The sequence below is a fragment of the Celeribacter sp. ULVN23_4 genome (assembly GCF_054788345.1).
The window spans coordinates 1-12,159 of the sequence record NZ_JBTVYO010000017.1; the positions used below are offsets into that span (position 1 = coordinate 1).

Genomic DNA, 12,159 nt, shown 5'->3' on the forward strand with positions numbered 1-12,159 from the left:
GGTCGTGTTGGTCTCAGCGCGAAGACGCGCGGAAAGCGGATCGGGGATAGAAGTGCGTGTGTTCATCTCTCACCTTGCGAAAATGGAAAAGGGCGCACCAAAAGGCGCGCCCTATCGGGATTAGAATGTTGCTGTCAGACCAAGACGGACCGTGCGTCCGGGAGATGGCATCAGGCCGATGGTCAGCGCATCCATGTAATATTGGTCGGTCACGTTATCGACTGCGAAGTCAAAGGTCAGCGTGTCGTTGATTTCATAGCTGCCGAACAGATCGACCGTGGTGTAGGGATCCCAGTCCACAGCCCGGGTCGTCCCGCCGCGTGGTCCGCTAAAATCGGACGACGCACGTTTGCCGACATAGGTCACACGCCCGCCCAGTTCGAGCGTTTCGTCCAGAAAACGCCCGCCCAATGTCAGGGATGCCGAAGTCTCTGGCGGCACGTGTTGTTGCGCATAGCCATTGCCGGAGCCGCCCGAAGAACAGGCCCCCTCAAGATCACAGAATTCGGTGCTGATGTACTTCGAACCAGAGAAATCGCCGTAGAAACGCCCGGTATCGAACCCGAGGGACAGTTCCCAGCCTTTCATCCGCGCGGACTCCAGATTGACGAAGTTCCAACTGTCATCACGGGTGAGGTAATTGTCGATGTCATTGTCGAAATAGGCCAGTTTGGCCCGGATTTGTGCGCCGAACTGATCCGTCATATAGTTAACGCCGATCTCTTTATTCTGCGCGTGTTCCGGTTTGAGATCCAAGGTGGGATCCGGGCTCGCCGACCAGCCCACTGTGCTTTCAAACAGGCTTGGTGCGCGATAGGCTTCGGCATATTTGCCATAGACTTGCAGTCCGGGGATCGCCTCATAGGTCAGTGAGACAATCGGCGCGAGGCCTCCGCCATCGTATTCCGTATGAACCTCTGTCCGGGTTTGCCCGTCATTGCCATCGTCGACATAGATCGTGCGCGTATTGTTGTCGTAACTCTTCATTTCGGAATAGCGCAGGCTGCCATCAAAGGTCAGTTTGTTCGACAGCTCATAGTTGGCCGAAACAAAGGCGCTCACTTCCTGACGCCAGCCATCGCGGATTTCGCCGTCAAACTCCACATAGGGGTAATCGTCAGGAATATAGCTTTCGATATCCGATGGCGGGCGGATGTATTCTTTCTTGCCGGAGATACCATAGTTCAGCGTCAGCGCACGCCCGAACATGTCCAAACGCGAAGTGTTCGAGACATTAAGGCCGAATTGCTCCGCTTCGCTGGCATAGCTGAAGTAAACACCGGGATAGCCAGCGACAAAACCGTAGGCTGTGTTGATCGAGGTGATATTCGATGTGTAATAGAGGTCGGCCTTTAGATCGATCAGATCGTTGTCATCCGGGTTCCAGCCATAGCGCAGTGTACCCGTTTTGGCATCGACATGGCTCAAAGGCGACTGCCAGCCCATGCCGAACCGAATGATCTGCGAGGGCATCAACTCGCCGAAATCGCTTTCATAATGCATATAGCTTGCATCAATCGAATGCCCGTTGCCCCATTTGTAAATGCCGCGCAGCAGGTGGGAGGTGTTGTCCTGTGACGTGTTCAGCACCTCTTCACCGGGGACAAACTGATTCAGGCTGTCATCCGCAGGATCATCGCCATCCCCGCCTGCGAAATAGTTGCCGGTCTTGCGCCGCGCATAGGCGGCGAGAAGCTCGAAATCACCGAATTTCTGCGCCACCGCGACGCTGCCGTTCCACGAGTCGCCGAATTCAAGCGCGCCGGGGCGGTCGTAGCGTTCGTCGTCGCCTTGTCCGGCACCGACCGTAAAGGTGTCCGGGACGTCTGTGGTGTTGCCTGTCACGCCGAACTTGAGCCGCACGCCCTGTGTTTCGCCGTCTTTGATGATGTCGTCGGGCTTCAACGTGGAGACACGCATCACGCCGCCGGTTGCGCCATTGGCATCCGCGCCGGAACTTGGGCCTTTCTCGATGGACATCGAACCGATCAGGTCGGGGTCGAGATAGGTACGCCCCGCAATGCCGGAATAGCCGCGATAGACGGTGGTTTCCTGAAAGCTGCCATCAATGACAACGGGCACGCGGCCTTGTCCCTGCATCCCGCGCACGTTGACATCCAAAGCACCGCTGTTGCGGTTGTCGCCATTGAGGACACCGGCTTCGCCCTTGAGGAAATCCCCCACCGATGTGCCACGAAAACGCTCAATTTCTTGCGCGTCCTTGTAGACGATGGAGGCGGGTTCCTCATAATTGCTGTTGGTGGAATAATAGCCGGTTCCCCCTGACACGGTGATTGTATCCAGCAACAATGTATCGTCGGGTAAATCCGCAGCGACAGGGTTTCCTGAAATCAACACGCTGCGCGCACCCGTGAAGCTGTATGCCAGTCCCGAGCCAGAAAGCAGCCGTGCCAAGGCCTGTTCGGGAGGCAGGTTGGCGGAGATACCCGGTGATTTCTTGCCTTTCGTCACAGCATCCAGATAGGAAATCTGGATACCGGCCTGACGCCCCCAGATCATCAGAGCCTGATTAAGTGGCCCGGCAGGCACGGAAAAGGCAACATTTTGGGTGCTTTCCTGTGCTCGCGCCGGTTGGCTGGGGACGATAACGCCCCCGCCCAGAATGAATGTGGACAGCAAGAGCGTCCCAAGCGCACGCATCGGGCGCATTAGGTTTGTGTCCGATGTTGAATAAATGGACTTTTCGACCACGGTAGGCCTCTCCTTCGGTCTGATTGGACTGGAGGGTGCGCCGTGCCTTTGCTCCGTGGAGCGTCGTGAGTATTGCCGACCCTAATAGTACTACAATCGGGCGCAGTTTTTTTCGGTAGATTTTCGAAAAAACTCAAGCGGAGGAAATAACCGTCAGAAGGCCCGGGACGCGGCGCACCTGCGCATCTGTCGGACGCACGGCGGCCTCCAAGGCTCGGAAGGGATCGGAGACATCGAACACACCGCTGATCCGCGCCTGAGCGATGGAGGGGGCGGCAACAATCACCCGCCCCGGAATCCAGCGGGAAATCCGTGCGACAAGCGCCTCCATCGGCTCGGCTTCGGCAACAATCACGCCATTTTTCCAAGCTCCGGCAAAAGATGGATCGCGTTCGCCCTCTTCGAAGAGGCTGCTACGCTGATCAACGCGTACCCAATGACCCGCCTCAACCACATGGCCTGAGCCGCCGGTGAGTTCGACTGAATTTTGCGCAACCGCCAGATTGAGCATCCCGGCATCCCGCGAGATTTCAAAAGTCGCCCCGGCCATGCGCGCAAAGTTTCCATCGCCCATATCGAGGTAAAAAGGCCGATCTACGTCCTTGGTGATCTCGAACCACCCCATCCCCCGCAACAGGCGGATTTCACGCATGTCACGGGTAGAGGATACGGCAATCGCACTATCCGGCCCCAAGATCATGGCTGAGCCGTCAGGCATATCTATCGGCAAAAGTTCGGCCGTGGTTGTGAGATGATCGGCGCCCATGCGCAGTCGCATTTCCGGCACGGCCCAGGAGCTGAGGGCCCCGGCACCAAGGGCTGTGACGCCACCGAGTATCACATTGCGGCGCGACATTATGCGAGACTTGTCAGATTGCCCCAGCGCGACGCCACTCAGGCCATGCGCCTCGGCAACCCGTTGCCAGATCCGGTCATGCGCGTCGCTGCGCGCGCGCCAGTTCGCGATGGTTTGAAGAGTGACCGGATTGTCCGGCGCATCCTGTCGCCGGATCATCAGATCAATCGCTTCGCTGAGCAAGCGAGACGTCTGCGCATCCAGTTTCGAAAGTTCCTCGGCGTCTGTGACCATATTTATAGACCTCCGGTGCGCAGAACGATTTGCAGATAGGCATCGTGCACCAGTTCCCAGATACGCGTCGTCGAAAGTCCAAGCTCTTCTGCAATCCGGGCCATCGGGCGGTTTTCGATTCTGTGCAGCAAAAAGGCGCGGCGCTGTCGTTCGGGCATTTCGGTCAGCACGGCTCTGACAATGCGCAGCTGTTCACGGCTTGCAACAATGGTTTCCGTATCGGGTTCGCGAGCCAGCACTCTTTGTGCTTCGGGGGCGTCAAGGGACACAGGGCTGAAAAGAGCCTGACGTTTCGCGTAATTGATCCCGAGGTTTCGCGCCACCTTATAGAGGTAAGCTTGGGTCAAGTGATCAGGCGCGTCACTCTCCGGTTGCGCGGCAATTGCCCTGACGAATGCCTCTTGAGTCAGGTCGCAAGCCACCTCGGCATCCAGGCCACGTCTTTGCAGCGACCGAGCGATGCCGCCTGCGTGACGTTGGAAAAGCTTTTGAAAATCCCATGCCATGTCCATGCCCCCCGTTTTTTATCAGATCTAAGAATCCGATACTCTGCGAAGTGGCCTAATGGCTGAGGTGTTTCCTTTTTCGCTGACAGCCCCGCTTGCGGACTCAATGCAGTGGTTTCGGGCCCATGTCAATTCCTGTGCACCTATCGTCATGGGAACAATGGGATAAGCTGCCTTCCAGCCGAATTGTATCGTTTGTTACGCCAGTAGATAAAAACGGCAAGCTGTGGACGACACGGTTTGGGCCATGAATAGCGGATAGAGCAGAGGTGTCCTCGTCTTTGGATCAGTTTGCAGTTTGATCTAAGGTAGATCTTGGTTGCGGTTCGGGCGTTCAATTTTCCGGCCATCCGTCAAGATGCGCATGCCAGCTTCGGTTCGCATGTTGGTCCATGAGACACCGGTACTTGCCGGACCATATCCGGCAAGGGCTTCCTTCTGGGCCTCGACGCAACATTCCACTTCTACTCAACTATTGTCCTCGGGCAATGGCGGGCAATGGCGGGCAAGGCCCCGTGGTTAGAGTGCCGGCAGGCCAGCAGCTTGTGGCTAAACCAGTCCATGATGACGGCGAGGCGAGTCTCATGCGCCATTGGTTCAAGCCTAATACGAGCGTAGGCCGCGCCACATCGGGATGTAACGAATGTGGCGCACCCACTGAGCGGCGGTGCATTCGTAAAGCCGTTATTTCCTATGTCGGACGCTTCTGAAATCGATAAACTTCTCAACATGTGAAAACAAAATATAGTATTTGACAATATTTGAGAACATTTTTACCTTCCCGCGCAGATGGACCAGCAGGAGGCTGCTCCATGGAATTCATCTCCCCGCATCTGATGGCACAGGGGAGAGACCAGATCTGGGAGGATCGACATGACACTCAATAAACTCACCGCGGCGTTGCGCGGAACGATGGCGGCTGCGCTGCTGGCTGGGACGAGCTGCTTTGCCTCTGCGGCATTGGCGGAGCCTGAGATGCTTTTGCGCGCGGGGCATTCCTCGGCTTTGACCAGCACTGGACATGCGGCTCTTGAATTGTTGAATGAGCGTCTGATGGAGCGCACGGATGGCCGTATCGGCATTCAGATTTTCCCGAACAGTCAGCTCGGCGGTGAGCGCGAACAGATCGAGTCGATCCAACTTGGTAATCTCGACATGGCATATGTTTCCACGGCGCCTGTTGCGAGCTTCGATCAAAACTTCTTTGTTCTGGACCTGCCGTTTGTATTCAAGGATCGTGACGCCGTGTTCCGCGTGCTTGATGGGGAGGTTGGGAAGGATCTGCTCGACGGGCTGCAACGCGTGGGCCTTGTCGGACTTGCTTACTGGGAGAACGGTTTCCGTCAGCTCGCCAATGACAAACAGGAAATCCACACGCCGGCAGATCTGGCTGGCATGAAAATGCGCACCATGGAAAACGAGGTGCACATCGCCACATGGCGGGAGCTGGGCGCGAACCCCTCGCCGCTGTCCTTCTCCGAGCTGTTCACGGCCCTTCAACAGGGGACGTTCGATGCGATGGAAAGCCCGATCAACCTGTTCTATGACATGAAGTTCAACGAAGTTCAGAGCTACATCTCCCGGACCAATCACCTCTACGGCGCATGGGTTCTTCTGATGAGCCCGGACACCTTGGCGATGATGTCCGAGGAAGACCGTGAGATCTTCATGCAGGCCGTGGCGGAGACAACGGCCGATCAGCGTGCCTTGGCGATTGAGGCCGATGCCAAAGCGGTGGCGGCCATGCCCGAGGTGACCGTGACGGATCTGACAGACGAAGAGCTTGCCGCGTTCTCGGATCAGATGGGGCCGGTGTACGATCTGGTTGCGGAAAAAGTCGGTGACGAGCTGGTTCAAAAGGTCGTGGCCACCGCAAAAGGCGAGTAATCCCCCATGCCTGCCGGTCTTTGGCCGGCGGGCATGCCCTTCTCCAGACGACGTATTTGCCTGCGCGGCGCTAGGCCCGGACGAATGCGTTTTATGACACGGATGCCCCATGAAATTTCTTGATGACCATTTGGAAGAGGCGTTGATCGTCTTTCTTCTCGCGCTGATGAGCGTACTGATCGTGACACAGGTGATCATGCGATACGTCTTTTCTGCATCGCTCGCCTGGTCGGACGAAGCCGCCCGCTACTGTTTTGTGTGGATGACCTATCTGGGCGTGGCCTTCGGCGTGAAGCACAGCGCCCATGTCAACGTGACAGCCGCGATTGAACTTTTCCCCGAGCGCCTGCACCCCTGGTTTCGCATGCTTGTGACCTGTCTGGTTGGCATGTTTGCCATGCTGGTCGTCTGGGAGGGGTGGTTTCTGGTGCAAAAGTTGCTCCGGTTTGGCCAAAAGTCGTCATCTCTGGGGATCCCGATGGCATGGGTCTACATGGCGCCCGTGGTCGGCTTTTCCCTCGTTCTGGTCCGTCTAACCCAGAACCTCTGGACCGAGATCAAAACGCTGCGTACGGGCGGCGAGGCCGGAGGTGCGTCGTGATTTCCTTTACGCTTTTCGGGCTCTTCGTCCTGTTTCTGATCGTTGGCACGCCGATCGCGATCTCGCTCGGACTGGCCTCGACCGCAGCTCTGCTCATTTCAGGCAAGGTCGGCACGAATTTCATTCCGCAGGGACTGGTCACCGCAATCGACAGTTTTCCCCTGATGGCGGTGCCCTTCTTCATCCTGTCGGGCGAGTTGATGGGACAAGGTGGGCTGTCGCAACGGCTGTTGAACACCGGCAAAATCTTTTTCGGTCGCTATAGTGGCGGCTTGGCGATCATTGCGGTGGCGACCTGCGTGTTCTTCGCTGCGATCTCTGGCTCCGGTCCTGCAACCGTGGCTGCGATCGGTGCGATCCTTTTTCCGGCTATGGCACGAGAAGGCTATCGGCCTTCCTTTTCGGCAGGTCTCGTGGCCTCTGCCGGCAGTCTTGGCGTGATCATTCCCCCGAGCATTCCCATGGTGATCTACGCGACCTCTGCGAATGTGTCGGTGACCAAGATGTTCATGGCCGGCATCATCCCCGGCCTTTTGATCGGTCTGGGCCTGATCTTGTTCGCCTGGTGGCAATCCCGTCGGGATGGGCAGCAACCGCAGAACGAGCGCGTCACCGGGCGCGAGGCGTTGGCGATCCTGTGGGATGCCAAATGGGCGCTTCTGGTGCCGGTCATCATCCTTGGTGGGATTTATGGCGGGATTTTCACACCGACCGAAGCGGCCGCCGTTGGGGTGGCCTATGGGTTGATCGTTGGACTTTTCATCTACCGAGAATTGAAGCTGCGCACACTTTACATGATCTTCGCCAGCGCGGCGCTGACCACATCCACGGTGATGCTGATCGTTGGAACTGCGACCATATTTGGCAGGGTTTTGGCGATCGAACGCATTCCCGTCATGCTGGCCGAGCTGGTTACGGAAATGGTGTCGAACCCGCTCGTCCTCTTGGCGCTTCTGAACATTCTTCTGCTGATCATCGGCACATTCATGGAGACACTGGCAGCGATCATCATCATGACGCCGATCCTGTTGCCGCTCGTCACAGCGCTTGGCATCAGTCCGGAACATTTCGGCATCATCATGATCGTGAACCTCGCAATTGGCATGGTGACACCGCCCGTCGGCGTGAACCTCTTTGTCGCTTCGCGTGTGGCTCGGATTTCGCTGACCGATGTGATCCGCGGGGCCATGCGGCCACTGGTTCTGCTGCTGATCCTACTGTTGATCATCACCTATGTGCCGGGCTTGTCCCTTTGGCTGCCTACGCTTTTGGGTATGTAATTTTGGAGGTCTGATATGACACAAAAACTGAAAGCCGCAGTGATCGGTCCCGGCAATATCGGAACCGACCTGCTGATGAAACTGCAACGATCTGAATGGATCGAGCCGGTCTGGATGGTGGGGATCGACCCGGCCTCCGACGGTTTGGCGCGGGCACGCGATATGGGGCTCAAGACCACCGCAGAAGGTGTGGACGGGCTGCTGGCGCATGTGCGTGAAGATGACATTCGGATCGCGTTCGATGCGACCTCGGCCTATGTGCACGCGGAAAATTCTCGCAAACTCAATGCGCTTGGCGTGTTGATGGTCGATCTGACACCGGCGGCCATCGGTCCCTACTGCATTCCGCCGGTCAATATGGCAGAGCACACGCGCAAGCTGGAAATGAATGTGAACATGGTGACCTGTGGCGGTCAGGCGACCATTCCGATGGTTGCGGCAGTTTCTCAGGTTCAACACGTCAGCTATGCCGAAATCGTCGCGGCGGTGTCCTCCAAATCCATTGGACCGGGCACCCGCAAAAACATCGACGAATTTACCCAGACCACCGCCAGAGCCATTGAAAAGGTCGGAGGCGCTGACAAGGGCAAGGCGATCATCATCGTTAATCCCGCCGAACCGCCTCTTTTGATGCGCGACACGATCCACTGCCTGACCACAGACACGCCGGACGAAGACGCGATCCGCGCCTCTGTCACCGCCATGGTGAAACAGGTTCAGGGCTATGTGCCGGGATACAAACTCGTCAACGGGCCGGTTTTCGACGGCAATCGCGTATCGATTTATGTCGAGGTCGAGGGGCTGGGGGATTACCTGCCGAAATATGCCGGCAATCTCGACATCATGACCTCGGCGGCGCTGCGTACCGCTGAAACCTTTGCCATCGAAGTCAATTCCGGGGCGATGACCCTGCCTGAGCGGGCCGCCTGAGGAGAGCCAAATGTCACTCGAAAATCGCAAAATCACCCTGCACGAAATGAGCCTGCGCGACGGGATGCACCCGATGCGCCACCAGATCAGCAAGGACCAGATGGTCGCCATCGCCAAAGCGGCGGATCGAGGCGGTCTGCCATGGATCGAAGTCACCCATGGCGACGGGCTTGGTGGCGGATCGGTCAACTATGGGTTCGGCGCAGAAACCGATGCCTGTTATATCGCTGCGGTGCGCGACGCGGTCAGCCAGATACGCATCTCCGCGCTTCTGATCCCCGGCATTGGCACGGTGGACAACCTGAAAGAGGCGATTGAGGCCGGTATTTCCGGCGTCCGCGTCGCCACCCATTGTACCGAGGCCGACACGTCCGAACAGCATATCGGCGCGGCGCGCAAAGCCGGGCTGGATACCGTGGGCTTTCTGATGATGTCGCACCGCGCGAGTCCCGAAACGCTGGTCGAAGAAGCGCTGAAGATGGAAAGCTATGGGGCGGGCTGTGTCTATTGCACGGATTCCGCAGGCTACATGCTGCCCGCCGATGTGACCGCGCGGATCACTGTGCTTCGCGAGGCTCTGCGCCCGGAGACGGAGCTGGGATTTCACGGCCATAACAACATGGGCATGGGCATTGCCAATTCCGTGGCAGCAGTCGAGGCCGGGGCGAACCGGATCGACGGCGCTTTTGCCGGGCTCGGTGCCGGTGCAGGCAATGCCGCGACAGAGGTTCTGGCCGCCGTGTTCGAGCGGATGGGTGCCGATACGGGCACGGATCTGTTCACTCTGATGGATGCCGCCGAAGACCTGATCTTGCCGATGATGCAACGCCCGGTTCGCGTGGACCGTAGCTCTCTCATCCTCGGCTATGCCGGTGTTTACAGCTCTTTCCTGCTCTTCGCGGAGCGGGCTGAAAAACGCTACGGCGTGCCTGCCCGTGACCTTCTGCTGGAACTGGGCCGACGCGGCATGGTCGGCGGACAGGAAGACATGATCGAAGACCTCGCTCTGACAATGGCCGCCGCATCGGGCGCCGCACGCAAAGAGAAGATAGCGTAATGACCAAAATCAAATCCGTCCGCACCCGTGTCTGGAACTGGACCGGGCCGACCGTACCGCCTTCTGGAAATTTTTGCACCAACGCCTCTGACGTGATCCATCGCGGTGGCGATGCCATGGGCAGTTTCCGGTTTCACCAATGGCTGACTGTGGAAATCGAGACCGAGGACGGCACTATCGGCATCGGCAACGCGGCCCTCGCCCCGCGTGTCGTCAAAGCTGCGATTGACGAATGGTTCGCGCCGCTGGTCCTGGGCGAAGACCCGTTCGACTATGCCTATATCTGGGAAAAGATGTATCGCCGGAGCCATGCCTGGGGCCGTAAGGGCATCGGCATGACCGCGATCTCTGCCATCGATATCGCGATCTGGGATCTGATGGGTAAGCTGTCCGGAAAGCCGGTGTTCAAATTGCTGGGCGGTCGGACCAAGGAGAAAATCCCGGTCTATTATTCCAAGCTTTACTCCGGGCCGATCGAAACGATGCAGGCCGAGGCGGAAGAGGCCAAGAAGAACAACTATACCGGCTATAAGATGCGCTTTGGCTGGGGGCCCAAGGATGGCATGGCGGGCATGCGCGAAAACCTCAAACGGGTGGAAGCGGTGCGCGAGGTCATCGGCTATGACGTCGACCTGATGCTCGAATGCTATATGGGCTGGAACCTTGACTACACCAAGCGCATGCTGCCCAAGCTGGCCAGGTTCGAACCTCGCTGGCTCGAAGAACCCGTGATTGCGGATGATGTCGCGGGATATGCGGAACTCAATGCCATGAACATCGTGCCGATCTCCGGCGGTGAGCATGAGTTCTCGGTCATCGGCTGCAAAGACCTGATCGAGAAAAAGGCGGTTTCCGTCCTGCAATACGATACCAACCGCGTGGGGGGTATTACCGCCGCGCAAAAGATCAATGCCATTGCCGAAGCCTTCCAGACCCCGGTGATCCCGCATGCCGGTCAGATGCACAACTATCATCTGACCATGGCCAACACCAATTGCATGATCTCGGAATACTTCCCGGTCTTCGACGTCGAGGTCGGTAACGAGCTGTTCTACTACATTTTCGAGGGCGACCCAGATGCGGTCGATGGGTTCCTGCAACTGGACGACAATCTGCCCGGCCTCGGGATTTCCATCAGCGACAAACATCTGCACAATTTCGAGATTGAGGAATAACAATGACCGTTCAAAAAACCGGCGCATGGCCGGTCGCTCCCACCCCCTTCAAAGACGACGGCACGCTTGATCTGGACGGCATGAAACGCGTTTTGGATTGCATCATCGACCAGGGCGCGGATGGGGTCTGTATCCTTGCCAACTTTTCCGAACAGTTTCTGATCTCGGACGAGGAGCGTGAAACCCTGACAAGGTTGTCACTCGAACATGTGGCGGGGCGTATCCCGGTGATGGTCACCGTCTCGCATTATGCCACGCCCATCGTCGTGAACCGTGCGCAGCTCGCCAAGGATTGTGGCGCGGCCAGCGTCATGATCATGGCACCTTATCATGGTGCATTGATGCGTGGCACGCCGGAGCAGACCTTCGGGCAGTTCAGCAAGGTGGGCGAGGTCGGCATTCCAATCGTGGTGCAGGATGCACCGTTGTCAGGCGTGGAGCTTCCGGTGTCTCTCTTGCTCAAGATGGCCCGCGAGATCGAGATGGTGCAACATTTCAAGATCGAATGCACGGGGGCCGCGGCAAAATTGCGGGCGCTGATCGCAGAGGGCGGCGACGCCATCGTCAGCCCGATGGACGGCGAAGAAGGCGTGACCATGTTGGCCGATCTTGATGCCGGTGCTGTTGGCACCATGTGCTCTGCGATGGTCACCGAACATATTCGCGATGTTGTCTTGGCGCATCGTGAAGGTGATCGCGACAGGGCGGTGTCGGGCTACACCCGTATTTTGCCTGCGGTGCAGCACGAAAACCGTCAATGCGGCTTCCGCGCCGCCAAGGCTGCGATGGTGGAAGGCAAGGTTTTTGCTTCGGAATTTTGCCGTCATCCGATTGCGCCGCTTGCACCGGAGACCCGCGATGAGCTTCTGGGGCTTTTGCGTCCTCTGGACCCGATTGCGATGCGCTGGGGGCATTGACCCC

The 12,159-nt window shown here is 57.8% G+C and carries 10 protein-coding genes; 7 read left to right on the forward strand and 3 right to left on the reverse strand.

Translation table 11 applies throughout. The features are described 5' to 3' along the window. Positions 1-120 precede the first annotated feature (120 nt). From ACYBHZ_RS19135 to ACYBHZ_RS19145, 3 genes are all read right to left on the reverse strand, one after another. On the reverse strand, positions 121-2,670 hold the full coding sequence (locus ACYBHZ_RS19135) for a TonB-dependent receptor (RefSeq protein WP_460275918.1): 2,550 nt from the start codon (positions 2,668-2,670) through the stop codon (positions 121-123). A 175-nt stretch (positions 2,671-2,845) separates the two neighbouring features. Then, positions 2,846-3,802, reverse strand: coding sequence for a FecR family protein (locus ACYBHZ_RS19140; protein WP_460275919.1), 957 nt, complete (start codon positions 3,800-3,802; stop codon positions 2,846-2,848). A gap of 2 nt (positions 3,803-3,804) precedes the next feature. Next, positions 3,805-4,308 (reverse strand): RNA polymerase sigma factor, encoded by a 504-nt coding sequence (locus ACYBHZ_RS19145; RefSeq protein WP_460275920.1) that lies wholly within the window; start codon positions 4,306-4,308, stop codon positions 3,805-3,807. An 873-nt stretch (positions 4,309-5,181) separates the two neighbouring features. On the opposite strand from ACYBHZ_RS19145, the gene ACYBHZ_RS19150 reads away from it, so the two are divergent. The 7 genes from ACYBHZ_RS19150 to ACYBHZ_RS19180 all read left to right on the forward strand — a co-directional run bounded on the left by ACYBHZ_RS19150 (position 5,182) and on the right by ACYBHZ_RS19180 (position 12,155). Further along, entirely contained in the window at positions 5,182-6,195 is a 1,014-nt protein-coding gene (locus tag ACYBHZ_RS19150) for a TRAP transporter substrate-binding protein (RefSeq protein WP_460275921.1), read from the forward strand. 109 nt (positions 6,196-6,304) lie between these two features. Continuing rightward, positions 6,305-6,796 (forward strand): TRAP transporter small permease, encoded by a 492-nt coding sequence (locus ACYBHZ_RS19155; protein ID WP_460275922.1) that lies wholly within the window; start codon positions 6,305-6,307, stop codon positions 6,794-6,796. Next, complete coding sequence (locus ACYBHZ_RS19160; protein ID WP_460275923.1) at positions 6,793-8,076, forward strand: TRAP transporter large permease; 1,284 nt, start codon at positions 6,793-6,795, stop codon at positions 8,074-8,076. The genes ACYBHZ_RS19155 and ACYBHZ_RS19160 overlap by 4 nt, the downstream gene beginning before the upstream one ends. Before the next feature lie 15 nt (positions 8,077-8,091). Continuing rightward, entirely contained in the window at positions 8,092-9,006 is a 915-nt protein-coding gene (locus ACYBHZ_RS19165) for an acetaldehyde dehydrogenase (acetylating) (protein ID WP_460275924.1), read from the forward strand. A 10-nt stretch (positions 9,007-9,016) separates the two neighbouring features. Further along, positions 9,017-10,063, forward strand: a complete 1,047-nt coding sequence (gene dmpG, locus ACYBHZ_RS19170; RefSeq protein ID WP_460275925.1) for a 4-hydroxy-2-oxovalerate aldolase — start codon at positions 9,017-9,019, stop codon at positions 10,061-10,063. Then, the gene (locus tag ACYBHZ_RS19175; protein WP_460275926.1) at positions 10,063-11,238 is read left to right on the forward strand and encodes an L-rhamnonate dehydratase; all 1,176 of its coding nucleotides are present in this window, start codon (positions 10,063-10,065) and stop codon (positions 11,236-11,238) included. Before dmpG ends, ACYBHZ_RS19175 begins: the two co-directional genes overlap by 1 nt. 2 nt (positions 11,239-11,240) lie before the next feature. Then, positions 11,241-12,155: a dihydrodipicolinate synthase family protein gene (locus ACYBHZ_RS19180; RefSeq protein WP_460275927.1), complete on the forward strand. Its 915-nt coding sequence runs from the start codon at positions 11,241-11,243 to the stop codon at positions 12,153-12,155. Positions 12,156-12,159: the final 4 nt, after the last annotated feature.